Origin of the sequence: Paenibacillus sp. FSL R7-0273 (assembly GCF_000758625.1) — a bacterium.
Taxonomy (GTDB): domain Bacteria; phylum Bacillota; class Bacilli; order Paenibacillales; family Paenibacillaceae; genus Paenibacillus_AQ.
Genome location: NZ_CP009283.1, coordinates 5,806,867 through 5,832,531 on the forward strand (window position 1 = coordinate 5,806,867; position 25,665 = coordinate 5,832,531).

Annotated in this window: 17 protein-coding genes; 1 reads left to right on the forward strand and 16 read right to left on the reverse strand. The window is 56.0% G+C overall.

Going from position 1 to position 25,665, the window contains the following annotated elements; genetic code table 11:
* Window positions 1–47 precede the first annotated feature (47 nt).
* From R70723_RS24970 to R70723_RS25010, 8 genes are all read right to left on the reverse strand, one after another.
* Window positions 48–1,235 carry a glycosyltransferase family 4 protein gene (locus tag R70723_RS24970; protein WP_081957487.1) on the reverse strand — a complete coding sequence of 396 codons (1,188 nt, stop codon included), beginning with the start codon at window positions 1,233–1,235 and terminating at the stop codon, window positions 48–50.
* 170 nt (window positions 1,236–1,405) lie between these two features.
* Window positions 1,406–2,620, reverse strand: coding sequence for a GGDEF domain-containing protein (locus R70723_RS24975; RefSeq protein WP_039876469.1), 1,215 nt, complete (start codon window positions 2,618–2,620; stop codon window positions 1,406–1,408).
* Between the two features lie 47 nt (window positions 2,621–2,667).
* Window positions 2,668–3,837, reverse strand: coding sequence for a GGDEF domain-containing protein (locus R70723_RS24980; RefSeq protein ID WP_039876472.1), 1,170 nt, complete (start codon window positions 3,835–3,837; stop codon window positions 2,668–2,670).
* A 258-nt stretch (window positions 3,838–4,095) separates the two neighbouring features.
* Window positions 4,096–5,484 carry a UDP-N-acetylmuramate--L-alanine ligase gene (murC, locus tag R70723_RS24985; RefSeq protein WP_039876473.1) on the reverse strand — a complete coding sequence of 463 codons (1,389 nt, stop codon included), beginning with the start codon at window positions 5,482–5,484 and terminating at the stop codon, window positions 4,096–4,098.
* 7 nt (window positions 5,485–5,491) lie between these two features.
* The gene (locus R70723_RS24990) at window positions 5,492–6,868 is read right to left on the reverse strand and encodes a bifunctional folylpolyglutamate synthase/dihydrofolate synthase (RefSeq protein WP_039876475.1); all 1,377 of its coding nucleotides are present in this window, start codon (window positions 6,866–6,868) and stop codon (window positions 5,492–5,494) included.
* 5 nt (window positions 6,869–6,873) lie between these two features.
* Window positions 6,874–9,573: a valine--tRNA ligase gene (locus R70723_RS24995; RefSeq protein ID WP_047171528.1), complete on the reverse strand. Its 2,700-nt coding sequence runs from the start codon at window positions 9,571–9,573 to the stop codon at window positions 6,874–6,876.
* 773 nt (window positions 9,574–10,346) lie between these two features.
* A complete protein-coding gene (locus R70723_RS25005) occupies window positions 10,347–11,771 on the reverse strand; it encodes a LysM peptidoglycan-binding domain-containing protein (protein WP_039876481.1) in 1,425 nt (474 codons plus the stop codon).
* A gap of 159 nt (window positions 11,772–11,930) precedes the next feature.
* Window positions 11,931–13,334, reverse strand: coding sequence for a glycosyltransferase family 4 protein (locus R70723_RS25010; protein ID WP_052421462.1), 1,404 nt, complete (start codon window positions 13,332–13,334; stop codon window positions 11,931–11,933).
* A gap of 193 nt (window positions 13,335–13,527) precedes the next feature.
* Between R70723_RS25010 and R70723_RS25015 the strand changes: the two genes are divergently transcribed.
* The gene (locus tag R70723_RS25015; RefSeq protein ID WP_039876482.1) at window positions 13,528–14,763 is read left to right on the forward strand and encodes a GGDEF domain-containing protein; all 1,236 of its coding nucleotides are present in this window, start codon (window positions 13,528–13,530) and stop codon (window positions 14,761–14,763) included.
* 115 nt (window positions 14,764–14,878) lie between these two features.
* On the opposite strand, the gene ypfJ is transcribed toward R70723_RS25015, so the two are convergent.
* From ypfJ to ccsA, 8 genes are all read right to left on the reverse strand, one after another.
* Window positions 14,879–15,736, reverse strand: coding sequence for a KPN_02809 family neutral zinc metallopeptidase (gene ypfJ, locus R70723_RS25020; RefSeq protein WP_039876484.1), 858 nt, complete (start codon window positions 15,734–15,736; stop codon window positions 14,879–14,881).
* Between the two features lie 1,322 nt (window positions 15,737–17,058).
* A complete protein-coding gene (locus R70723_RS25025; RefSeq protein WP_047171529.1) occupies window positions 17,059–17,928 on the reverse strand; it encodes an RluA family pseudouridine synthase in 870 nt (289 codons plus the stop codon).
* Window positions 17,929–18,335: 407 nt separating this feature from the next.
* Window positions 18,336–19,637 carry a glutamate-1-semialdehyde 2,1-aminomutase gene (hemL, locus tag R70723_RS25030; RefSeq protein ID WP_144027107.1) on the reverse strand — a complete coding sequence of 434 codons (1,302 nt, stop codon included), beginning with the start codon at window positions 19,635–19,637 and terminating at the stop codon, window positions 18,336–18,338.
* A gap of 28 nt (window positions 19,638–19,665) precedes the next feature.
* A complete protein-coding gene (hemB, locus tag R70723_RS25035) occupies window positions 19,666–20,664 on the reverse strand; it encodes a porphobilinogen synthase (protein WP_039876486.1) in 999 nt (332 codons plus the stop codon).
* Between the two features lie 752 nt (window positions 20,665–21,416).
* Window positions 21,417–22,973: a uroporphyrinogen-III C-methyltransferase gene (gene cobA, locus R70723_RS25040; protein ID WP_039876487.1), complete on the reverse strand. Its 1,557-nt coding sequence runs from the start codon at window positions 22,971–22,973 to the stop codon at window positions 21,417–21,419.
* 5 nt (window positions 22,974–22,978) lie between these two features.
* A complete protein-coding gene (gene hemC / locus R70723_RS25045; protein ID WP_039876489.1) occupies window positions 22,979–24,013 on the reverse strand; it encodes a hydroxymethylbilane synthase in 1,035 nt (344 codons plus the stop codon).
* A 159-nt stretch (window positions 24,014–24,172) separates the two neighbouring features.
* Window positions 24,173–24,832: a precorrin-2 dehydrogenase/sirohydrochlorin ferrochelatase family protein gene (locus R70723_RS25050; protein ID WP_231574779.1), complete on the reverse strand. Its 660-nt coding sequence runs from the start codon at window positions 24,830–24,832 to the stop codon at window positions 24,173–24,175.
* 2 nt (window positions 24,833–24,834) lie between these two features.
* A complete protein-coding gene (ccsA, locus tag R70723_RS25055) occupies window positions 24,835–25,662 on the reverse strand; it encodes a cytochrome c biogenesis protein CcsA (protein WP_039879250.1) in 828 nt (275 codons plus the stop codon).
* Between the last annotated feature and the right edge of the window lie 3 nt (window positions 25,663–25,665).

The window sequence follows — 25,665 nt, forward strand, 5'->3', positions numbered from 1 at the left end:
TCGATTCATGGGAGATTTTATTAAAAAACTTATAAATATGAATATCTTTAGACAAGGCTCAGCAGCTTCTCCTTCACACTCTCCGCCTCATAATTGGCCAGCAGTGTCCGGTAGGCATTATCCGCCAGCTGTCTCCCGTGCTCCCGGTCCCGGAGAAGCTGCAGCACACTGCCGGCAAAGGCTGCCGGACTGTCGGCGATTAGAATATTGCTTCCATGCTCGCAGAGCAGGCCTTCCGCACCAATCGCGGTTGAGACTACAGGGGTCTTCAGGGCCCAGGCCTCCAGTATCTTAAGCCGCGTACCGCTGCCCTCCAGCAGGGGAACAACCACAACCCCGGCCTTCCGCACATAATCGGCAACACTATCAACGTAACCGGTAATGACAATAGAGGGGTCCTTTTTAGCCAGGGCGGCAACCTCCGGATGAACATCCCGGCCGACGATATACCATTTAATATCCGGGAACTCGGCTTTGATCAGGGGATAAATCTCCCTGCTGAAATAGGAGGCGGCATGAATGTTCGGAAAATAGTTCATGTTGCCCGGCAGAATGATCCACTTTTCTTTGCCCGAATCCGGCTTCAGAATATAGTCGCTGATCCGGATAAAGTTAGGGATGACATGCACCTTATGCGAATTTTTGGCTGAGAGGGCCCGGAAGGCCAGACCATCCTGCTCCGAGGTAGCCAGCAGCAGGCTTGTCTTATCCATCAGCTTCAGCTCATCCTGTCTGGTCCAAACCGCATTTAGCCTGAAGTAGAGCCTGGCGAGTCCCTGCTTTTTTTTCACCAGCTGGGCAGACAGGCTGCTCTCAAAATTATGCGCATCCGTAATAATGACCGCCTCAGGCAGCTCCCTGCGCACAATATCAATACAGGAGCCGAGCAGACTGTGAGAAATGAAGACCTGAGCATAACGGTGCTCTCTGCTGAGCGTAACGATCCGGCCTTGCATGTCCTTATCCGCATGACTCAGGTATGAGCAATTCCGCCACTTATAGAGCGAGCGGAGCATGGCCTGGCGATAGCTCACCGTGCGCTCCACCTCATGAACATTAAAGCCCCGGGCATACTCTTGCAGTCCCTCTCCCCGCTTATTCCGGTATGTCAGCAGATCCACCTCGTATTTGGTCTTGAGCAGATTCAGGATATTGCCGGTTCTCAGCTTGCCACCGCTGTCCTGCGGAAAAGGGTTTTCTGCGGAAATAAACAGGATTCTCTCCTTGGTCATCATCACATCTCCTACGTTCTATATGTATCACAATCTGCCCTGGCGCTGATGTCTAGGATATATTACCCATACGTATGCCCAATCCCACTCCATAATGGAAATTTTTCTTAATTATTTGAAAATTATTTCATAATATATAAAAGTTTTAATATGCTAAAAAAAAAGCACCCTGCTCATAATGAGGAAGGTACTGTCTCGTCAGCTAAAATGCTGTATTCATAGGTCCTGGCTACCCGGTTGCGGCCTGTCTGCTTAGCCTCGTACAAGGCGGCGTCCGTGAGCCTGTATAATCGGTTCAGGCTGATCCGCTTCTCCGAAAGGATGGTAATAACTCCGATACTGACCGTGTACGGCAGCAGGGTATCATCAATAACGGCACCCAGCACGCAACGCCTGAGCCGTTCGGCAAGCTCCTCACTGTCTGCTTCATCAGCCCTGTGCAAAAGCACTGCAAATTCCTCGCCGCCGAATCTGCCGAACAGGTCACCGCTGCTGAGCTGCTCCTCGATTTTGCGCGAGAAATCCCACAGCACTTTATCCCCGGTGTCATGCCCAAAGCTATCATTAATGTGCTTGAAATGGTCAACGTCAAGCAGCAGAAAAGAAAAGGGCTGATTCCCCTTGGCCGCAGCCGCTATCATCGGACGGGCTCGCAGCACAAAGGCTCTGCGGTTCAGAAGACCGGTCAGCTCATCATAGGTTGCCACGCGCTCAAGCTCGGCGTAGGTATGCTCCCGCGTGAGCAGCATATACCCGGCGGTACCCAGAAACATCAGCAGATAAAGGCTGATATAGAACATGCCCTCCAGCAAGGAATTAACCCATAAATGATTCAAGCCGGATGCCAGCATAAGATGGACAGCCTGTCCGAGCAGTGCGATTATGACAAGGCTGTAGAGCAGACCCATCAGCTTTTGCAGCGGCGTTTCTTTGCGCTTCACACATAGCAGATATACAGGGTACGCAATCATGGCTGCCCCCGCTGCTGCAGCCAGCGCACCGGCAGGCGCAGCTGACGGCAGCAGCCGTTCCAGCACGAGCATACCTGCGCCTGACAGGCCGGCAAGCCAGAAATACAGCCGCCTGACTGCTCCGCTGTATGCACCGAGCAGCTTGAGCAGGGCAAAAGCCTCCCCGGCTCCCCCGGCCAGTGATAAGAGCATAACCGGCAGACGGATACCGCGCAGCTCTGCAGCCGCCTCCAGCAGAAGCAGCGCCCAGATCAGCAGCTGAATCAGCTTGGCAGTGATATATATCCTCAGTCCGCTCCCCTCCGGATACCTCGAACGGTACGACAGCATGAACAGGACTGTAAATAAATTGACGATAAAAAGGCATACCAGCATGGTATTAAAATCAAAACTGACAGCTGTCGTGATGAGGCTCACCTTCCTGCCCGCATTTTTCCTGATTCTTATATGTATTTACCGGGCGGTTACTCCTCCAGGCAGCTGTAACAGACAACCCGGTTTCTTCCTTCCTGCTTGGCCTGATAAAGCGCCCGGTCGCACAGCTTGAACAGCATGTTCACCGAGGTCCGCGAATCGGGCAGAACCGTAATGACCCCGATGCTTACTGTATATTTACCGTGTCCGCCGGTCTGTGAGGCCTCAGCTACCGCCCTCCGCAGCTGCTCTGCCTTATTTATACTCTCAGCTTCATCCGGACCGTACAGAACGGCTGCAAATTCCTCTCCGCCCACTCTTCCGAACAGATCACCGTTGCCAAGATTGTTCTCCACCGTAAAGGCAAAATCCTGCAAAACCTTATCTCCCTTATCATGCCCGTAGGTATCATTAATTCTCTTGAAATGATCAAGATCCAGCAGCAGCAGGGAATAGACCTGTCCCTTCTTCACAGCAAGGGCAAGCTTCAGCTCCGCCTCCAGCAAAAATGCCCTGCGGCTAAGGATACCGGTGAGGGAGTCGTAGGTAGCAATTCTTTTCAGCTTTTCATAGGAATGCTCATTGGAAAGAAGAATAAAGGCTGCGGTTCCCGTTACGAGCATGAAAAACATGCCCACATAATAAAGATACTGCGCCATATTGGCCGATAACGCACCCATCTGCGGTTCAACAAACAGCGCTACGAAGAAGCGGCCCAGCATAGTAAAGGCAATTCCATAAAAAACATAACCGGTAATCCGCTGCAGCGGAGGTGTCTCCTTGCCTGTGGTCAGCCGGACAGCCGGATACAGGACATATAGCATCACAGACAGTGAAGCTGAAGCCACACGCAGATTGGCCTGGTTAAAGAACAGTGCAATTATGCAAAAGCTGGCCACACTTACAGCCGTCAACGCCGTAAAATACAGCTTGGCCGTCCGTCCGAATATATCCATCATCATCAGCAGTGCGGTAATTTCCAGCAGTCCCCCCAGCAGAATCAGGAAATTGCTGAGCGGAATCATCAGCTTATGCGGCAGAGAATCCCACAGCAGGATGGAGCTCCAAAAGAGCACCTGCACCCATTTGCCGCTGATAAACAGGAGGGAAGCCATATCTTTCGGCGAATGAAAGCGGTAAAAGGTTATTAAGAGCCCCGTAAATAAATTTCCAAAGATAAAAAGGTACAATAAGGTTCCGATATCAAGCTGAAAATCCATATCTACACCACCACATGTCCGGGGATTAATGACGTTATCATTGTGCTCTCAGCACTCCAAGTTTATTATCGGCAGACACCCGCCAAGAATTGACCTGCAGCAAAATACCCCACAAAGCGGTGCCACTCACGGAGGCAGACACAGATACTCTGCGGGGGCCCCGAAAAACCTATAAATAAAGCGTATTCTCTCTGAGTATCCAGAGGGAATACGCTTGGCTCGCGTAATCACTGCAGCTGCAGGAACAGCGTGATTGAATTATTCTTTTGCCGCGTGTCCGCGCAGTTCTTCTGCCAAGGTATAGCCTACCTTCCAGATATCACCCGCGCCCATGGTAAGCACGAGATCGCCCGGAGCGATCCGGCCCTGCAGATCGGCAAGCACCGCTTCCTTGGTCGGCAGATGCCTTGCGCTGGAATTGCTGTTCTGCACAATAAGCTCCACCAGCCTCGCAGAGGTCACCCCTTCAATCTGCTTCTCACCGGCCGGCGAGTAGATGTCGGTAATAATAACCTCATCCGCTTCACTGAAGGCACGGCTGAAGGCATCCAGCAGGAAGAAGGTACGGGTATAGCGCTGCGGCTGGAACACGGCGATAATCCTTTTGCCGGTAGCCTTGGCGGCGCTGATTGTAGCCTGAATCTCCGTCGGATGGTGGGCGTAGTCATCAATGACCAGAATGTCATTAACCTCGCCCAGCACCTGGAAGCGGCGCTTCGCGCCATGGAATTTCACGATGGCGTCAGCAATGGCTTCAAAGGCAACGCCTGACTTCAGGCAGGCGATTACCGCTGCCATCGAGTTATAAAGATTGTATTTGCCCGGGATGGACAGCTCAATCTTGCCCAGCACCTGTCCCTGATGATTCATCGTATAGGAGACCATTCTGTCTCCCAGCACGATATCAGTAGCAGTGTAGTCCGCATCCGGAGAATCAATACCGTAAGTGATAATACTCCCCTTCACTTCAGACAAAAGAGAGCTGGCTGTCTCATCATCAGCACATACAATCGCCGTGCCGTCTTCACGCAGCTGATTCATAAACTGGACGTAAGCGGCCTTCAGCTTGCCGAAGTCACCGCCGTAATTCTCCAGATGATCCGCTTCAATATTGGTTACAATCGCCAGCCAGGGGTGGTACTGGAGGAAGGAGCCGTCGCTTTCATCTGCTTCCGCAACAACGAATTCCCCTTGTCCTGCCTTGGCATTTGTGCCGACATTCATAATCTCCCCGCCGATAATATACGTCGGGTCCACTCCGCAATCCTCCATGATCAGCGCGATCATCGAGGAGGTGGTTGTTTTGCCGTGCGCCCCTGCAACGGCAACCCCCTTGCGTTCATTAAGCAGCCGTGCCAGCATCTGCGAACGGTGCAGCACCGGAATGTTGAGGCGCTCAGCCTCCACCCACTCCACATTGTCGCTGGCCAGCGCGGTCGAATAGACGACCAGATCTGCGCCTTTGACCTGCTCCGCCGTATGTCCGATATAGACCTTGGCACCTTTGGCAATCAGTTTTTCGGTTAATTCCTGGGCAGCCACATCGGAGCCCGTAACCGTGTATCCCATCTCCAGCATTACCCGGGCAATCGCGCTCATTCCGTAGCCGCCGATCCCTATAAAATGTACACGTTCAGTAGTATCCAACAGTTCGTCACCAGCCTTTTTCAGAATCGGGTTGCTGCAAAAGCGTACTGCGTACATCAGAAATCAGATACAGCGTGCCGGACACGACCGCCAGATCCTTCTCCGACGTAATCGACTGCAGCAGCTGCAGCGCCTTGCCCCAATTTCGTTCTACTATAATTTCCAAATTGCTCTTGGCATATTTCTCCCGCAGACGTTCTGCGATGACCTGCAGTTCTTCCGCGTCCATTTTCTTCCGGAAATCCGGTTCGGTCAGGATGAGCGTATCCACTATAGGCAGTATATGCTTGAAGTATGACTCATGATGCTTATTAGCCAGCATCCCCATGAGTAAATTTAATTTACCGTACTGATAAAACTGCGGCAGGCTTCTCGCCAGACTCTCCGCACCTTCAGGATTATGCGCACCGTCGAGTACAATCCGCGGCTGGCTGCTTACTTCCTCCAGCCGTCCGGCCCAAAAGGTATCGCGGAAGCCATCTAGCACAGCCTCATCATCCAGCACAAAAGCCATGTACTGGCGCAGAACCTCCAGCACCATCATCGCTCCGGCTGCATTGCTAAGCTGATGCTCGCCTTTCATGGCAATGCCGGCCTCAAACGGGCGGAACGGACCCTTGAAGCTGAAATGCTGAACACCGTCTTCAATCCGCGCAAGCTCGTAGCTGAAGTCCTCCCCGGCCAGATAGAGCGTTGAGCGGCAGGCTTCTGCCCTGGCCTTCAGGACAGAGATAACCTCCGGCTGGCTGACACAGCTGACCACAGGAACACCGGGCTTAATAATCCCGGCCTTCTCAAAGGCAATCTTCTCCAGCGTATCGCCCAGCACATCAGTATGGTCATGTCCGACATTGGTAATTACGGAAACAACCGGCATTACGATGTTCGTTACATCCAGCCTTCCCCCAAGCCCTGTCTCCCATACGACTACATCAGGGAAACAGCATTCGGCGTAGTAGAGGATAGCCAGTGCTGTAGCGACCTCGAACATGGTCGGTGAACCAAGCTCGCCGGCGGCGATCTCTTCCACTAAGGGACGCAGCTTCTCCGCAAGCGCAGTAAGGGTGTCTTCGGGAATATCCGTACCGTTATATTGAAAACGATTGGTGAATTTCGTGATGTACGGGGAAGTAAACGTCCCTACACTGTAGCCGCTTTTCAGCAGCACACTTGTCAAAAAAGCACAGGTCGAACCTTTGCCGTTCGTCCCTGCCACATGAATGAACTTCAGCCTGCGGTGCGGGTTGCCAAGCTTCTCCATCAGGAGCTCAATACGCTCCAGCCCCGGACGGATGCCAAACGGAATCAGCCCGTTGATCCAGTCCACTGCTTCTGTATAAGAACCCAAAGGAGCGGCGTTACCGCTCCTAATCATCTCTTCCATATCCCTTATCCTCTCAGCTCTGCGATGCGGGCCAGCACTTTCTCGCGCTTAGCGGAATAATCCGCCTGCTTCGCCCGTTCCTCTTCGATGACTTTAGCCGGAGCCTTGGCAACAAAGCCCTGATTGCCAAGCTTTTTCTCAACGCGTTCCACTTCACTGTTCAGCGTCTGCACTTCTTTTTCGAGACGGAGGATTTCCTGGTCAATATCGATCAGCCCCGACAGCGGCAGCAGCAGCTCTGCTCCGGTAACCACAGCGGACATTACTTTGTCCGGCGTCTGCGGCTCCAGTCCGGCTTCAAACGAAGATGTGTTGCAGAAGCGTCCGATGTAATTATCGTTGCGGCTGATAATGCTGAGTGTTTCTGCGCTGCCTGCCTTGATGATCAGCTCTACCTTTTTGCTCATCGGCACATTAACCTCTGCACGGATGTTGCGTACCGCACGGATAACGTCCATCAGCAGGTTCATTTCGGCTACAGCCTCAGGACTCTCAAGCGCTGCATCGTACTTAGGCCATTCTGCCAGCGTAATCGTCGCACCCTCATGCGGCAGATGCTGCCAGATCTCCTCGGTAATGAACGGCATGAACGGGTGGATCAGGCGCAGCGTGCGGTCGAGCACGTAGGCGAGCACCGATTGGGTTTTGGCCTTAGCAGCAGCATCGCTGCCGTACAGCGACAGCTTCGCGAACTCGATATACCAGTCGCACAGATCATCCCAGATGAAGTTGTACAGCAGACGGCCGGTCTCGCCGTACTCGTACGAGTCAATTAGACGCGTAATATCGCGGGAAGTTTCGTTCAGGCGGTGCAAAATCCAGCGGTCAGCCGTAGTAAGCTCACCTGTAATGTCAATATCTGCAAAATTTACGCCCTCCAGATTCATCAGCGCAAAGCGCGATGCGTTCCAGATCTTGTTGGCGAAATTACGGGCCTGCTCTACCTTTTCCATCCGGAAACGCAGATCCTGCCCGGCAGTAATACCGGTCGAAATCATATAGCGCATAGCGTCCGCGCCGTACTGCTCGATAACATCCAGCGGATCGATCCCGTTGCCGAGCGATTTGGACATTTTGCGGCCGTCGGCATCGCGCACCAGGCCGTGCATGAATACATCAGCGAACGGCTTCTGGCCGGTAAATTCAAAGGCGGAGAAGATCATGCGCGCTACCCAGAAGTAGATGATGTCGTATCCGGTAACAAGCACGTTGTTCGGATAGAAGCGCTGGTAGTCGCTGCTGCTCTCGTCAGGCCAGCCCAGTGTGGCGAACGGCCAGAGGTTCGAGCTGAACCAGGTATCCAGTACATCCTCATCCTGCTTCAGATCATCAAGTCCGCTCATTTCACGGGCTTCTTCCTCACTGTAGGCTACGAATACTTCACCTGTAGACTCGGAGTACCAGGCCGGAATGCGGTGTCCCCACCACAGCTGGCGGGAGATACACCAGTCGCGTACATTTTCGATCCAGTTCAGGTAGGTCTTCTCGAAACGCTCAGGAACAAAGTTAACGCCGTTGCCTTCCTTCTGCGCATTGATGGCAACCTCAGCCAGCGGCTGCATTTTTACGAACCACTGGGTGGACAGATACGGCTCAACTACGGCGCCGGAGCGCTCGCTGTGTCCTACCTGGTGTACGTGATCCTCGATCGAAATCAGGACGCCCTGCTCCTTCAGATCAGCAACGATATTCTTACGGCATTCGCTGCGGTCCTGGCCGTTATACGGTCCGGCTTCCTCATTCATTACGCCGCCTTCGTCCATCACATTGATCTGCGGCAGATTGTGGCGCTGGCCTACCTCAAAGTCATTCGGATCATGAGCCGGAGTAATCTTTACCGCACCGCTGCCGAATTCCTTATCTACGTAATCATCAGCAATAATCGGAATTTCCCGGCCGATAATCGGCAGGATCAGCGTTTTGCCGATCAGATCCTTGTAGCGCTCATCCTTCGGATGCACCGCTACCGCTGTATCGCCGAGCATCGTCTCCGGACGTGTAGTGGCTACAGTGATGTGGCCGCTGCCGTCCTTCAGCGGATACCGCAGGTGATACAGGTGCCCGTTAACCTCTTTATATTCAACCTCAATATCGGACAGGGCTGTACGTGCAGCCGGGTCCCAGTTAATAATGCGCTTGCCGCGGTAGATCAGGCCTTTGCGGTACAGCTCTACAAAGACCTGGCGTACGCCTTTGGTCAGGCCTTCATCCAGAGTAAAGCGCTCGCGGGAATAGTCCAGGGACAGGCCCATCTTCGCCCATTGCTCATGGATCGTTTCGGCATACTGGTCCTTCCAGGCCCATACCTGCTCCAGGAACTTCTCGCGGCCGAGGTCATGGCGGGAAATGCCCTGCTGGCGCAGCTTCTGCTCCACCTTGGTCTGGGTAGCAATACCCGCATGGTCCGTTCCCGGCAGCCAAAGGGTGTCGAAGCCCTGCATCCGCTTCGTGCGGATCAGAATATCCTGCAGGGTGAAGTCGAGCGCGTGCCCGATATGCAGCATCCCCGTTACGTTCGGCGGCGGGATTACGATGCTGTAAGGCTCTGCGTCCGGCCGCTGGCCGGCCTTGAAGAATTCATTCTCCATCCAGTAGGTGTACCACTTGTGCTCTGCCGCTTTCGGATCGTACGTAGTCGGCATGTCGTTCTTGGTGCTATTGTCAGCTGCAGCCTGCGCTGCCGCTTCCTGCGTGTCCGGCAGCATCTCTGCCGCTTTGCCTTGATCAGCCATGTTCTGAACCTCCATTAAGATACGGTTTGAGTTGAAGACTTATAAGCTTGTGAACATACAAAAAGGCCTTTCGTCTCAAAGGACGAAAGGCCATTCTTTCGCGGTACCACCTTTGTTTCGCGCTAGCAGCAAATACACCTGTGCCCGGTCACCCTGCGGTTCCCGGAGCTTAGCGCGACACTCATGCAGATAACGGCTGCGTCCGGCCGCATCCTACGCTGCAGGCCGGATGAACGGCGGCAGGTTCAGAAGGGCGACTCCGGGGCGACTTCGGTGTCAAACATCCTGCGGAAAATCACAGCACTTGCAATTCCGCTCTCTGAAGGGCTGACCGCCTACTCTTCCCGTTCCCAGTCTTTTAGCTAAGTTTTACTTATTCCCATAATACCTTTAGTACTATTCCTAGTCAACCAGCATACGCACAAACAGAGGGAGTTATACATACCGATCTTTATAGACTGTCCCTGATCATCCCCTGCTCCAACGGACTCAGATGCACTTACTTTCACTAACTTTCATTATTCGGCGTGCTGACGGCCACCAGTGACTCTATCTGCTGATAATCGGCTCATTAATGACCGTTCGAGGGGCAATAAGGGAAATGCGGTCCGTTAGGGTGCCAAAATGGCCTTTTGAGTGAAAATAAAGTCACTCAGGTCCGGCCTTCCTTCATAATGAAACAGAGCAGCACTCCCCGATAACAGGAACCGCTGCTCTGCCCCATTCCATTCCTTACGCCTGGCGGCTTAAGGAATATATAAAACCTGGCCCTCTTCCACGCTCTGGCCGGCCAGCCGGTTGTACATTACCAGCTCCCGCGCGCTGAGCTGGTACTTCTCGGCAATTGTGTCCAGCGTATCCTCACGCTGCACAATGCACATCCGGACCTTACGGAACAGCTCCGCACCGCCGGTCCGGCTGATGAAGCGGGTCTTCCAGTCGCTGTCATTCGCCGCTTCAGGGACCGCCGCCGGGGGCGCTTCAGCAGCGGCAATTGCACTCTCCTGCTCCTTGTGGGCCCGGCTTGAGCTGAGCAGGGAGGAGAAGGTCAGAGGCTCCCTAGCGGCAGAATCCGCCTCCTTCTTGCTGCCGAGTGCCACCTTAAGATCGGCCTTTTCTTCCTGGGCGGGCAGCGTCTCTGCCGAAGGAAGGAACTCGTTCTCCTTAAAGTCCGCCAGATCAGGCAGGACAGCCTCAGCCTCAGCCGGAGCCGGATTTGGCTCCTGTGTCTCCGCCTCAACAGCAGCAACCGGCTCCTCCCGGTTCCCGGCAAAGAGTGTTCCGGAGGCAATGTCAGCAAATGCATAGTCCTGCGCCGCAGGGACAATATCCTCTGCTGCATTGCCGGCCTCAGCCCGCACAATCTCAGCAGAAGCCGGCGGTGCCGCAGCCTTCTCCTTCTCGCGGGCACCGAAAAAGTATCCCGATACCGGCTCGGCCGGGGCCTTGCCCTTCTGCCAGCCCTCCGCCGCCGCGCCGCCCGGGAAGCCGGACTGCGCCTCCAGACTATGTGTGCGCAGCTTCGCTTCCTTGTCCTTCGGCGGCTGGGCAGCGTGTCCGGCCGCCTGTGTGTAGACTGAGCCTTCCAGAACCAGCGGGCTTACAGCCCCTTCATCCGGCACAAATGAGGTGTACTCCTGCTGCTCCGCAGGAACTTCTGCCGCACCTTCGCCGTAAGTCCACAGCGAATTCTCATACAGGGCGTCACCTTCAGGCTCACGGGCTTCCTCCGGAGCAGCACTGCTGCGGTCAGCCTCCTCAGGAGAGTAGGCTACAGTATACTCCTCCTGCGGCCAGGCCGACCCCGCTTCAGCTCCGCCGATCCCCCGCAGGGACAGGACGCCGGTGATGTTGACGGTTCGCATCGTAAGCAGGTCGATGTCGAAATTCTCGATCTCCACCCCTATGTCATCAAGTGAGCTGACCCGGGTCAGCGGGACTGTGATTTCAACAGGTATCGCATGCTCCAGGCGCTCCGTCCGGTCATTTTCTCCCCGGTAAAGTCCGGTGAGCAGCAGCTGGCCATAGAGCTCGGCCCGGTCTTCCCTCTGAATCACCTGTATTTCGGGAATGAGCTCCACCTCTTCCAGCTCAGCGATTCCCGGAAGTTCTGCAGGCAGGTGAATGCGTTCATAAATATCAAACCGCAAGCCGTGGGACTGGTCAAACACGGGAAACTTCCTCCTTCTTGGCATCATCTAACCCTGAGACAAGCCCAGAGCATAAGCCCAAAATGTTACTCCCCACATGTATATGCTTCAATCAGGACGGCATGACTAATTTGGACATATTGACACAACCGCGGCAGCTCCGGCTTAGCCGTGCCAATCTTAAAGAATACCCGCATCCGGCACCAGATAATCTGCCGGAAGTGCGCTGCGCAGCACCGGCTCCAGGGGATTGCCGGGCGAGATGACTTTGAGCAGATCTGCCGGATGGAACGCGCCCGGCATTGCTCCGCCGTCCCCGGCAGGCCCGGCTCCCGGAGGAAGACCCGGCAGCGGCCAGCTGCGCATCCCCGCCGCCCGGCGGTACACCCTGAGCGTGCCCTCAGTCATCACATCCAGCGAGCGGTTCTGCGTTGCCCACTTCCTGGCCGCGCTGCCCGTCCGGGCCCGCAGGGCATCATCACGGAGCAGCAGCTCCAGCCGGTCAGCCAGTGCTGCGGCATCCTCCGCCGGAACAATCCAGCCTGTCTCCCCGTGCCGGACCATCTCCGGCATTCCGGTGGTACCGGCCACTACCGGCGCGATACCGGCAAGCTGCGCCTCGGTCACCGAAAAAGGCTGCGTGTCCTGCAGGCTGGGCTGGACATATATATCCGCGGCAGTCAGCGCGGAGGGGATATTGTCTATTTTTCCGGAAAATACAACGTCATCCTGAACACCGCATTCCTTCGCCTGTACCCTCAGCTCCTCCAGCAGGCTCCCGCTGCCGGCAATGACGCAGGTCCAGTCCCCGCGCCGCTGCTTCAGCAGGCCGAGCGCACTGATTAATACGTGGACCCCTTTGATGTATTCAAGGCGTCCCGCGTACATGATGGTTTTTTTGCCGGGAACAGGGTTCAGGGGTGCAGCCACCGCAGCTTTCTCCCGGTACTCCCGCAGATTAACGCCGTAAGGCTGTATATGAACCCGGTCCGCTGCCACCCCGTGTCCGCCCACAACCTGTCCAATCCACTTTGAAGAGACCAGAATCAGATCAGCCGCCTGCGCCCCAAGCTGCTCCATCCGCCGGAAATAGCTCCAGATCGGTCTGCTCTCATATTCCTGCAGGGTCAGCCCCGGCTCTAGCCCCCGGTACTCATAATACGATTCGCGGGCGAGTGCCCCGTGAACGCTTGCGACCAGCGGCACCGGACGCTTCATAATCCGCCTCAGCGCATATGCAGAAATAGGGTCCTGGGCATGGATGACGTCATAATCCTCAAGCCCAAGCGCCGCAGCCCCGCCTTCAAACACGTAACGGCCCAGCTCAAAGCTGAAAATACCGTGCTCCTGATGCAAATGCGGAAACTGCAGCGGGTCCAGATAAGGGAGAAGGGCAGAATAATAAGCTTTTTTATCAAAAAACACATTCCGGTCCAGCAGATACAGCGTATTGCTATCCACATGGCTGCCCATTAGCGTTACTGTATGCCCCTGCCCGCCCAGCTTGTCTGCAAGCTGTCTCATATACGTCCAGATCCCGCCCATATTGGTGAGCCCCCAGTAGGTAACCAGCAGTATTTTCATGAGTCACTCTCCTCTTATCCTAGAATTCTTCCGTAATAAGAAGCCTCCGGCATTAGTATGAACAGATTATTATATGTCCGGCGCCCTTTCTGCGGTATGGGTAGAGGTCATATGAATTTTTGCGAAACTATTTTCATCACACAGGGGCATTTCGGGTATAATCGGTATAACTCTTGAAAGGAATGTTACTGCTATGTCTAAAGCAAGGGTATTTGACCTTTCGCTGTTTGCGGCGGCTGTGGGCCTGGCGATTTTTACGCACCCTGCGGCGGTTCTGGATGTTACCTATATAAAAGCCATGCTGCTCTACTGGGTATTCGCCAGCTTTTATTTTCAGCTGCGCATTGTGACCCGGAGCGGCAATTCGACGATTGATTATGCGATCAGCTACACCTCCTCCTTCGGTATTTTTGCCGGACCGCTCGGGACTCTGATTTATGAAATTTTTTACCGGACAACCGTGTATCTTTATAAAAAGAAAACCAAAACGGCGGATCCGGGAGAATTCCTGGACGCTTTTTATAATATCGGCTCCTTCACGCTCGGCGGTACGGCGGCTTATTACCTGTATACGCTGCTCTATCCGTATGCCTCCCAGCTTCCGGCCGGTTACTGGCTGCTGTTCCTGCTGGTGGTCTGTGTGACCACCTTTTTGTCCTCGGGGTTTCTGGTCATCACCTTTGCCCTGTCAGGAGACATCAAGACACGCCAGGAAGCGGTCAACCTGCTGTTCAAAAGCAGAAACCTGCTGGATTTCAGCAAGGTTGCCCTGACCAACGCCCTGCTGCTGCGTCTGCTGCAAATGGAGAAATGGGAGATGCTGATCGCGCTGTTCCTGCTGAATTATATTGTCAGCCTCTCTTTTTTCTCGAAATCCCAGAGCGCCCAGCACAAGTTCGAGCGGGACAAGTTCGAGCAGATGGCCTACCAGGACTTTCTGACGGGAACCTTTAACCGGGCCCATATGGATAAAATGATGAACGAGCTGGACCACAGCGGGGAATTCATCGGCATCGTCGTAGCTGACATCGACCGGTTCAAAAAAATCAACGATACCTACAATCACGCCGTCGGCGACAAGGTTATCCTGCATTTTGCCAATACGCTCAAGGCCCATCTCCTGGACGAGGATGTCCTGTTCCGCAGCGGCGGGGAGGAATTCACCATGTTCCTGAGAAACAAGTCTTTCCGCGAGTGCCGTATGATCGTGCAGGAGACTCTTCTGGATGTGGGCAGCCATAGCGCCACAGCCGAGTATGAGGAGCAGCAGATCGAAGTGAGCTATTCGGCTTCCTTTGGCCTCTATTACTTTAAAGCGGACCAGACTATTTCCATGGAAAAAGGGTACGTCCGCGCCGACCAGCTGCTGCTGGAGTCCAAGAAGCTCGGCCGCAACCGGCTGTCGTCGAAGAACACGCTGGAGGATTAGGCTGGTATGACAAAAGAGCCGTTTCACCGGATTTCCGGCTGAAACGGCTCTTTTTATTGTGTGGAAGATGCGTCGGAAGGTACCTCAGGAGCTCCATAAACCGTCCCGCATTCCTCTACAGCTCGGTTGTGTTGAAGGTGTCCCCGCCGGCAATGGTGCCGCTGTTAAAGCCTTTGTAGAACCAGCGTTTGCGCTGCTCCGAGGTTCCGTGGGTGAAGCTGTCCGGCACCGCATAGCCCTGGGCCTGCTTCTGGATCGTATCATCACCGACCGCACTGGCCGCAGTCAGCGCCTCCTCCAGATCACCCTCCTCCAGCAGATTCATCCCCTGGGCATGGTTAGCCCAGACACCGGCCAGATAGTCAGCCTGCAGCTCGAAGCGGACCTGATACTTATTGTATTCCGTCTCGCTCAGAGTACGGCGGTATGCATCCAGCTGCTTCGTCGTTCCAAGCAGGGTCTGTACATGATGCCCCACCTCGTGGGCGATGACATAAGCCATTGCAAAATCCCCCGGCGCCTGGAAGCGCTGCTGCAGCTCATCATAGAAGCTTAAGTCAATATACAGCTTGCTGTCGCCCGGACAATAAAACGGCCCGACCGCCGAGCTCGCCGTCCCGCAGGCCGAATTGACACTGCCGCTGTACAGCACGAGTGTCGGGTCCGTATAAGTCAGCCCCTGCTGGGCAAAAAGCTCGCTCCACACATCCTCCGTATCCGCCAGCACAACAGAAACAAACTGCGCCAGTTCCTGTTCTTCAGCGCTCTCCTGGTAAGGGGCGCCTCCGGTGGCGGTTCCGCCCGAGGTCAGATTCCCCAGAATATCCCCGACATTACCGCCGCTGAGCAGCGTGACTACAACGACCAGTATAATGCCGCCGATCCCGCCGCCAATCAGCTTACCTCCACCGCCGCCGCCACTGCCTCTGCGGTCCTCCACATTCGAGCTGCCTCTTCTTCCCTGCCACTTCATGGCCCGACCCCCAGTCTGTTAACACTAATCTAAAACCGCTTAATAGTGTTATACCCAAAATCGGCAGGGTTCGATTCTGCGGCGGACCGAAAGGGTGGAAATCGGGCAGTCTAGGGGCGATTTGCGAGGTATGCGGGAGCAGGTCGCTGGGTGCGGGAGGGGAGCAGGCTGCTGGGTGCGGGAGGAGAGCAGGCTGCTATGTGCGGGAGGGGACCAGGTTGCTATATGCGGGAGGGGAGCAGGTCGCTATGTGCGGAAGGGGAGCAGGTCGCTATATGCGGGTAAAAGCTCACTGGGGAGCTAAATTGTTAATTAGTTGTAATTAGGTAACCTAATTCAACGAAAATCGGACATTAGCACACTTTAGTTGGAAAAACGTCATCTAATTCGGGCATTCTCCCTTCAAACAGCGAAAATAGCCATATTAAGTGACCTTTTTCCCACTAATCGCTGTCGCGGAACAACAAACTGAACAATAGGTGACCAAAATCCACTTAATTCCGTAGAGAGAAAAATAAGTGGGGGCACAAGAGCCGTAAAAGTCAAACCACATACCTTCCACCTAGCCTCTGCATAGCAAAACCCGCACTCCCCGCCAAGCTGCCAGCGGGTCATGCGGGTTATAAATGAACAAAAGGCAACGGCTGCCCAAACAAACTTATCTACACCCCGCAGCCATATCTGGCTGTAGGTTCAGTCAGTAGTTACCTGTCTTTATGAGCTAATCCGGCGTTCTGACAAGGATAGCTTAGGCGCATTGTGTTACTGTAACGCGCACAGTGTAATGGCCTGCCGTCGTTCAGTTACTGCAATGTAATCAAGAATAAGATACCGTTCGATGCTGTTCAGTAACTTCGGCAAACCTAAGGTGAGGTAATGACGGCGCTAGTTAGATACTGTGGCAAGCTTAAGGGCTCGCACACAACTAAGCGCTGTGCCGAGCTATTCAGTTACTATAAAGCGCCCCAGTTACTATAAAGCACCCAAAATACTGTCCTAGAATGCTCAGTTACTCTTAATACACAAGGTATAACCTGGAGCCATGCAGTTACTATATAGCACCAAAATACTGTCCTACACCGCTCAGCTACTCCTAATACGATAAGCCAACGGCTGGACCTATCCAGTTACCATAAAGCACCAGAATGCATCCTACACTGCTCAGTTACTCCTAATACAATAAACCAGCGGCTGAGGCCATTCAGTTACTATAAAGCACCAAACACTATACAGACGCTGCCGTTTACAGTAACATTCCGCCCAGTAACAACATTCCCGCAATTCCCGCCGGTAACTCCACTCGCGGCGGCAGCTCGGCAGGTCTACACCGGCGCCCCGCCCAGCGACTCACGCAGCCGGAGCATATCTTCCGGCCACGGGTCTGCCACCACGGTCAGCTCCCGGGTCCACGGATGGCGGAACGCCAGCGCTTCGCCGTGCAGTGCCTGGCGGCCGCGTTCAGCGAGCCCCCAGCGCGGCCCGCCGTACAGCTCATCTCCGATGAGCGGATGGCCGGCGTGGCTCAGGTGGACGCGGATCTGATGCGTCCGTCCGGTCTCAAGCTCAACCTGCAACGAGGTTGCACCTCGCAGCACCTCTAGCCCGGTGATCAGCGTCACCGCCGGCTGGCCGCCGGGCGATACCCGCCGCCGCGACGCATGATGCCGGTCGCGGCCGATCGGTTCGTCGATGACCGTGAGCTGAGCCGGCACGGCCCCATCAACGATTGCCGCATAGCGCCGCGAAATATCCTTGCTGCGCATATCCTCATCGAGTACAAGCTGTGCGTACTCATTCTTCGCATACAGCACCGGTCCGGTCGTATCCTTATCCAGACGATGAATATGGCGCACGGGAATGCCGCCGCCGGAAGCAGCGTAATGCCCGGCTACAAGGTGGTCCAGCGTCGTGTCCGATCCGCTGCCGTCCGGGTGAACCGCCATACCCGCAGGCTTATGGACGACAAGGCAAAAATCATCCTCGTACAGCACTTGAGCCTCCTGCCACACCGGCTCAATGCCGGCTTCCCGCTCAGGCCAAAGCGCCAGCCGCAGCCGGTCGCCCCGCCACTGGATGCCGCCTTCGCGGCGCAGCCGGGCATGGAGCTTTGCCGGCATCCCGGCAGTCTCCAGCAGCCAGCGGTCAATGGCAGCCTCCTTATCGGCTGCGCCGGTAAGGGCCCGGCCCGGCATGGCTTCGAGCCATTCCCCGCGCCGTTTCCAGGCGCCTCCGCCTGGAAACAGCTTATTCCCTGCGTTCTCTGCCGCTTTATTTTCGGCGTTTTTTAAAGCTCGGTCCCTGCTGCTGTTGGCGGCCTTGTTGACGGCACTCTGTACAGTTTGGTTCCCGCTGCCTTTTGCGGTTATATCCCAACTGCCTGTTACTGCCTTGTCACCGGCGCCCTTAGCAGCCTTATTCCCGCTACCCTGGACCGCTTTATCCCAGCTGCCCTTTACCGTCTTATTCTCACTGCCTCTTGCAGGCTTATCCCAGCGGCCTCTTGCCGCTTTATCCTCAGCGCCCGTAACTGCTTTATTCTCACTGCCTCTTACAGGCTTATCCCAGCCGCCGCTTCTCGGCTTATCCCCGCCGCCAGCCGTCACAGCGACTTCAGCGCCCGGTAGTGGGCCTCCAGCGTATCGTCGATATCCTGCTCGCTGTGCACGCCTGACACAAACATCCCCTCGAACTGGGATGGCGGCACGCTAATGCCCTGGTCGAGCATTTTGCCGAAGTAGCTGCGGAATTGCTCCAGATTGCTGGATTTAGCCGTTTCGAAGTTATAGACAGGCCCTTCCGTGAAGAACGGACAGACCATTGAGCCGATCCGGTTGACCGTCAGCGGAATTCCGGTGTCGGCGCTGTTGCGCTTCAACCCGGCTTCCAGACGCGCGCCCAGCGTTTCCAGACGGTCGTACACTTCAGGAGTCAGCAGCTTCAGCGTGCTGTAGCCGGCAGCCATCGCCAGCGGATTCCCGCTGAGCGTACCCGCCTGGTAGATCGGCCCCGCCGGAGCCATCTGCTCCATAATCTCCCTGCGGCCGCCGTAAGCGCCGACCGGAAGACCGCCGCCGATGACCTTGCCGAAGCAGGTCAGGTCTGGTTCAATACCGAACAGGCCCTGCGCACAGCTGCGGTTCACCCGGAATCCGGTCATCACCTCATCAAAAATCAGCAGCGCCCCATAACCCGTAGTCACCTTGCGCAAGCCCTCAAGGAAGCCCGGCTGCGGCGGCACAACGCCCATATTGCCGGCAATCGGCTCGACGATAACTGCGGCGATTTCGTTGCCGTAGCGTTCGAAGGCGATTTTGACACCTTCCAGGTCATTGTAAGGTACAGTGATCGTGTTCACCGCTACCCCTTCCGGCACGCCCGGGCTGTCCGGCAGGCCCAGCGTAGCGACACCCGATCCCGCCTTGATCAGCAGGCTGTCCGCATGACCGTGGTACGAGCCTTCGAACTTGAGGATTTTGCTGCGTCCGGTGTAGCCGCGGGCCAGACGAATTGCGCTCATGGTAGCTTCCGTACCGGAGTTAACCATCCGCACGATATCCACGGACGGCACACGCTCGACGACCAGCTTGGCCATCTCCGTCTCCAGCAGCGTCGGCGCACCGAAGCTTGTCCCTTTTACCGCAGTCTCCTGCAGAGCTTTAACCACCTCTGGATGGGCATGTCCCATAATAAGCGGGCCCCAGGAGCAGACATAGTCGATAAAGCTGTTGCCGTCAATATCATAAATACGCGAGCCGATCCCGTGATCCACATACACCGGTGTCAGGCCGACCGATTTGAACGCCCGCACCGGGCTATTCACCCCGCCGGGAATATACTGCTTAGCTTCTTCAAAAGCGTTCCGGGAAGCCTCTTCCCGGCGCGACAATGGCACATTGCCCATGTTATTCACTCCTGTTCTGTTCGTTAGTTTAGCCGCGCAGCCAGCGGGCTGCATCCTTGGCAAAATAAGTGATAATAATGTCCGCGCCCGCCCGCTTCATGCCGGTCAGCATCTCCATTACGATTGCTTTTTCATCGATCCAGCCTTGCAGCGCCGCCGCTTTGACCATCGAATACTCACCGCTCACATTGTAAGCCACCAGCGGCAGATCGAACTGGTCGCGGATCGTCCGGATCACATCGAGATAAGCCAGCGCCGGCTTAACCATCAGCATGTCTGCACCTTCAAGCACATCGGAGTCGGCTTCGCGGATCGCTTCCCGCAGGTTAGCCGGGTCCATCTGGTATGTTTTGCGGTTGCCGAACTGCGGCGCAGAATCAGCAGCCTCGCGGAACGGGCCGTAGAAGGCGGAGGCGTATTTTACCGAATAGGACATAATAGGCACATGCTCAAAACCATTTTCATCCAGTCCGGCGCGGATCGCCTGCACAAAACCGTCCATCATGTTCGAAGGCGCGATAATATCCGCCCCGGCCTTGGCCTGCGATACCGCAGTACGGGTCAGCAGCGTAAGCGAAGCATCGTTAATGACATCCCCATGCACTACGCCGTCAACCACATGAGTGTGAACCATGCCGCAATGGCCGTGGTCCGTGAACTCACACAGACAGGTATCAGCTACAACGAGCAGTTCAGGGTACCATTGTTTGATCAGGCGTGTTGCCTCCTGCACAATCCCGTCATCCGCAAAGCCGGACGAACCTACCGCATCCTTCGTCTCCGGAATCCCAAACAGCAGAACCGCCGGTATTCCCAGAGCAGCAATTTCGTCCACCTCGGCCTTCAGCATATCCATTGAAAAATGGTACACGCCCGGCATCGAGCCAATCTCCGTCTTTACACCTGTCCCGTAAGTCACAAAAATCGGCTGGATCAGATCCAGCGTATTCAGCACAGTCTCCCGCACCATCCCGCGGATTCCGGCTGTACCGCGCAGACGGCGGTGTCGGGTAATTGGAAAGCTCATTGATGTATCCTCCTGTGTAGTTAATATGTAAAAAAGTCCGGCAGCGCTGAGCTATGTCAGCACATGTCCGGAGTACCTGCAATGTTGGTATGCCACGTGTGGCAACCCGGGTTGGGCAAAACTAAACCATAAACATCAAACAATGCGAAACATCGCGTGGTCGTGTACCACATCGTTTCTGTTTGTTGCTGGATGTTGTGTTGTGAGTACTATTATGCTGCTCCGGCCGAATGTCCCAGCCTCATACTAACTTTAACTGCACTCTGTACAGCTATTCCGTCCGTTTTCCTCTGAGTAACCCGTTTAGCTGCACTTCGTGCAGCTATTTTGGCTGAAAAAGCAGCTTTCAGCCGAAATAGGCGACTTTAGTTGTATGGAGTGCAGCTATTCACGCGCACCAGCCAAATATGACCGTTTTAGCTGCACAAAGTGCAGTTAAACCGCATCAGGAGAGTGTTACCTGCCTTAACGCAGACCACCGGAGTATTTAACAGCACGCAGCTTGACTCATCCAACCAGCAAACTAATATGTTCAACACTTCTGCAGACAACTGGTGCATCTAACAACACGCTGCGTAGCTCGTCCAGCCGGCAAACTAATATGTTCAACACTTCTGCAGACAGCTGGTGCATCTAATAACACGTAGAGGCTCATCCAACACACCCCGTACTGCGGCTTCTCCGAACCGCCTGCGCAAAAAGGCATAAGCCGCCTCCTCATCAATCTGGCCCGCCAGCAGTGTATCTAGCTCCTATCGTACTCGCGTAGACTCGTTCCAGTGGCACAGCTCCTGCACCAGTGCTTCGATCGTGGCCTCGTCCGGCAGCAGGCCCGGGGTCAGGCCGGCGGCAACGGCCGTTTCTTCGGTCACCGGGCCGATGCAGGCGATTTTGACGCCGGCCAGCACGGCCACCGGATCTTCCAGACCCATGCGCGCCAGGATCTCGATGAAGTTGCGCACCGTCGAGGAGCTGGTGAACGTAACCGCATGGATGCGCTTCTCCTCGAGCAGGCGCAGCAGCTCGATGTCGTCCTCTCCCGTCACCACCGTCTCGTAGGTGTCGATCTCGGTCACTTCCAGCCCAAGCTCGCGCAGCTTGGCCGAAAGCCACTCCCGCGCGAGGTCCCCGCGCGGCAGGAGCACCTTCTGGCCCGCCTCCAGCCGCGGGCCAAACGCCTCCAGCAGCCCTTCCGCCTGGAAGCGGACGGGCAGCTCCTCAGCCACCAGCCCCCGCTCCGCCAGCGCGGCGGCTGTGGCCGGCCCCACCGCGCCGATGCGCGCGCGGTGCAAGCCGCGGATGTCCACCCTGAGCTCCGCCAGGTGGCGCCAAAAGAACTCCACGCCGTTCGGGCTCGTGAAGAAGACCCAGTCATAGGCTTCCAGCGCGCCAAGCGCGGAAGCAATGGCGGCCTTCTTCTCTTCGCCTGCCGGCATGACCGTCTCAATGACCGGGAACTCGTACGGCTCGCCGCCGAGCTCCTCAATGCGGTCCACCAGCTCGCTCGCCTGGCTGCGGGCGCGGGTGACCACGATGCGCTTGCCGAACAGCGGCAGCGCCTCGGCCCACATCAGCTGCTGGCGCTGGCGCACCACTTCGCCGACGACAATGACCGCCGGCGGCTTGAAGTCCGCCGCCAGCACCTTCGCCTCGATGTCGGCGAGCGTGCCGGTCAGCGTATCCTGCTCTGCGCGCGTGCCCCAGCGCACGAGCGCCACCGGGGTCTCCGGCGGACGGCCGTGCTTGATCAGCTGGCTGCTGATGTAGCCGATCTTAGCTACCCCCATTAGGAAGACCAGCGTGCCGGTCGCATTCGTAACCTTGTCCCAGTGAATGGACAGATCCAGCTTGTCCGGGCTTTCATGCCCGGTAATGATCGACAGGGAGGAGGCATAGTCCCGGTGGGTAACCGGAATGCCGGCATAGGCCGGCACGCTGATCGCCGAGGTAATGCCCGGTACGATCTCATAGTAGATGCCGTTCCGGCGCAGCAGCTCCGCTTCTTCGCCCACCCGGCCAAAAATCGTCGGGTCCCCGCCCTTAAGCCGCACCACCGTCTTGCCTTCCAGGGCAAGATCAACCAGCAGCTGGTTGATCTCCTCCTGCTTCATGGTGTGGCGGTCGGGCAGCTTGCCGACATAAATTTTGTCTCCGCCGGGCTTCATTTGCTTCAGCAGCCGGGGACTTGCCAGCCGGTCGTAGACCAGCACATCCGCCTTGCGGATACACTCCAGCCCCTTCACAGTGATCAGCTTCGCATCGCCCGGTCCTGCACCTACCAGATATACTTTCCCCGTCTTCTCCGCCATCTCCATCATCCCCTTGTATCTGCCAGAATCTTCTCTGCGCCCCGGGCAATCAGCTTCCGGGCCACCTCTTCACCAAGCCATACCGGGTCTGTGCCCGTCATGGTCTCCTTAAGGATCACTGACCCGTCCGGTGTCCCTACCATCCCTGTCAGAGTAATTACCCGCTCTGCCGAATGAGTTGACCCCTGCAGCCCGGCTTCTCCGGATTGACCCGCAGCACCTCCGGCAGCACTCCCCTGATTATCGGAGCTCTCTCCAACCGCAGCGCCCTCTGCCTCAAGCACTGCATAAGCACCAATCGGCACCTGGCAGCCGCCGTTCAGCGCACCTAGAAAAGTCCGCTCCGCCGCCACCGTAAGAGCTGTCTGCTCATCGTTGTATAGCGCAAGCAAGCTGCGCAGCTCGGCGTCGTCCTCGCGGCATTCAATACCGAGAGCACCTTGCCCGACTGCAGGCAGACACACCTCCGGCTCAAGGTAGGAGGTCACGCGGTCCTGCCAGCCCATCCGGGTCAGGCCGGCTGCCGCAAGCAGGATGGCATCGTATTCGCCGTTCTCCAGCTTTTTCAGCCGGGAATCGATGTTGCCGCGCACCGGCTCAATAACCAGATCCGGTCGTAGCGCGGCAAGCTGGCTGGAGCGGCGCAGGCTGCTTGTGCCCACACGCGCACCCGCGGCCAGCTCATCAAGACCTGCTGCACCTGTTGCAATCAGACAGTCACGCGGGTCTACCCGCTTGGGAACAGCGCCGTTAATCAGACCCTCCGGCAGTTCGGAGGGCATATCCTTCATGCTATGTACAGCCATATCGATTACTTTATCAAGCATCGCCTGCTCGATTTCCTTCACAAACAGCCCTTTGCCCCCGACCTTGGATAAGGTAACATCCAGAATGCGGTCGCCTTTGGTAATGATTTTGTGCACCTCAAAGGTGAACCCGAAGCCATGCTTCTCACTCAGCCGGGTCAGATCATCAATGACATGCCCCGTCTGGGTCAGCGCCAGCGCGCTTTGTCTGCTGCCTACAATAATTTTGCGCATTCCAATAATCCCTCCCGGTAACAATAAGCTTCTTCTCCCGCCGCTCTCTCCACCATTGTACTCTCATACAGTCTGCGGCATGCAAGGATATCCTATTGCAGATTCTCACGCTTCAAGCCTTTTAGCCACATTTCCCTGAAATCAGTTGCACTAGTACAATCACTCTAGCTGCTCCGCCCGGTTCGCCGCAATCCACGAACTGACGGCCTCCGGGGTCCATTCTTTAAAGGTGCCCTGCCGCAGCTCATTCAACACATCAAGCTGTCCCAGCCGGCGCAGAAGCCGGCCGCGTATCTCTGCCGATGCCTCCTGCCGCTTAATCTCCGTCCGCATCAGGTGCAGAAAATCCAGATAAGGCTCATATTCTTCTCCGAGCAGCTCCGCGAGCTGCGCAGTAATCGCAGCCGCAGCAGAGGGTCCTGCACCGGAGGTCGAGACGGCTACGGTCAGCCTTCCCCGGCGCAGAACCCCCGGCGTAATGAAATTGCCGGCCCCGGCATGGCTGGCTACATTTACGGGAAGGCCAAGCGCCCGGCACTCCTCCGCTACAGCCTCATTAACCGCCGGATCACTGCTCGCAGCGTAGACCAGAAAGGCTCCCGGCACATCTCCGGGTGCATATTCCCTGCCAACCCACACAAGCTTCCCCGCCTCAGCGAGCGAAGCAAGGGCAGCGCTAACCGCAGGGCTAATCACCGTAACCATAGCCTCAGCTTCAAGCAGAGACTGGACCTTGCGCTCCGCAACGGCCCCGCCGCCGATGACCACAATCTTTTGACCGCTTACATCAAGCATAACCGGCAAATAATGTGCCATCATGCTCACCTCCCGCTCCAGCCGTGAAAGTCAGACAACGAATTCAGCAGGAAATTCAGGATAATAAAAGCATACCCTGAAATCGCCCAGCGGGCCATCACCGTACCGCTCCTGCGGCCGGAACGCTTCAGCAGGATATACGCTATATATACCCCAAGCCCAACCATAGTGGTCAGCACCTTGGAATCCTGGAACAGCGGTGTCCGCCCCTCGGCAATAATCGACATCGCCGCCAGCACCAGTGACACGATCAGCAGCGGCACCCCCGCAAGAATGGCGGTATATGAATATTTGTCCATCGTCTCCAGACTCGGCAGACGGCGGATGCGGTCATCCCATTTTTTACTTTTCAGCTTCGTATGCAGGAACAGATACATTATCGCAAAAGCCGTCCCGAGTGTCAGTGCGCCAAAGCTCAGGTTGGCCAAAATAATATGCATCGCCAGCCAGCCGTGCACCGCCCTCCAGCTCTCCAGCCCGTGATCCGCCGCGGTCAGCCACACCCGGTTCAGCAGGAAGACACTGAAGCCCGCCCCGCTTATAAGCAGAATGGTGAATTCACCGCCGCGCGTAAAAGCAAGCGCCAGTGAAGTCAGCACAATGATAAAGGAGAACCAGAACAGGAAATCATACGGCGTAAAAATCGGCAGCCCGCCCTCCTGCGAGAAGCGGACCGCAAGCCCCGCAAGCTGCAGAAGGCCCGTAACGGCAAGAAGCCCTGTGCCCAGCCGCTTTCCGCCCGGATTGCGCTTGAGGCAATCCGAGAAAATAAACAGCAGGCTCAGGGCATATAGCAGCAGAGCGGCATCATATATTCCGTTCAGCAGTTGCATGCT

Excerpts from the sequence above, each read along its gene's own strand:
- R70723_RS24970 (WP_081957487.1), bottom strand. The coding sequence starts at position 1,235 with ATGATGACCAAGGAGAGAATCCTGTTTATTTCCGCAGAAAACCCTTTT.
- R70723_RS24980 (WP_039876472.1), bottom strand. The coding sequence starts at position 3,837 with ATGGATTTTCAGCTTGATATCGGAACCTTATTGTACCTTTTTATCTTT.
- R70723_RS24990 (WP_039876475.1), bottom strand. The coding sequence starts at position 6,868 with ATGGAAGAGATGATTAGGAGCGGTAACGCCGCTCCTTTGGGTTCTTAT.
- R70723_RS24995 (WP_047171528.1), bottom strand. The coding sequence starts at position 9,573 with ATGCTGCCGGACACGCAGGAAGCGGCAGCGCAGGCTGCAGCTGACAAT.
- R70723_RS25010 (WP_052421462.1), bottom strand. The coding sequence starts at position 13,334 with ATGAAAATACTGCTGGTTACCTACTGGGGGCTCACCAATATGGGCGGG.
- R70723_RS25015 (WP_039876482.1), top strand. The coding sequence starts at position 13,528 with ATGTCTAAAGCAAGGGTATTTGACCTTTCGCTGTTTGCGGCGGCTGTG.
- ypfJ (WP_039876484.1), bottom strand. The coding sequence starts at position 15,736 with ATGAAGTGGCAGGGAAGAAGAGGCAGCTCGAATGTGGAGGACCGCAGA.
- R70723_RS25025 (WP_047171529.1), bottom strand. The coding sequence starts at position 17,928 with ATGCCGGGCCGGGCCCTTACCGGCGCAGCCGATAAGGAGGCTGCCATT.
- hemL (WP_144027107.1), bottom strand. The coding sequence starts at position 19,637 with ATGGGCAATGTGCCATTGTCGCGCCGGGAAGAGGCTTCCCGGAACGCT.
- hemB (WP_039876486.1), bottom strand. The coding sequence starts at position 20,664 with ATGAGCTTTCCAATTACCCGACACCGCCGTCTGCGCGGTACAGCCGGA.
- cobA (WP_039876487.1), bottom strand. The coding sequence starts at position 22,973 with ATGGCGGAGAAGACGGGGAAAGTATATCTGGTAGGTGCAGGACCGGGC.
- hemC (WP_039876489.1), bottom strand. The coding sequence starts at position 24,013 with ATGCGCAAAATTATTGTAGGCAGCAGACAAAGCGCGCTGGCGCTGACC.
- R70723_RS25050 (WP_231574779.1), bottom strand. The coding sequence starts at position 24,832 with ATGATGGCACATTATTTGCCGGTTATGCTTGATGTAAGCGGTCAAAAG.
- ccsA (WP_039879250.1), bottom strand. The coding sequence starts at position 25,662 with ATGCAACTGCTGAACGGAATATATGATGCCGCTCTGCTGCTATATGCC.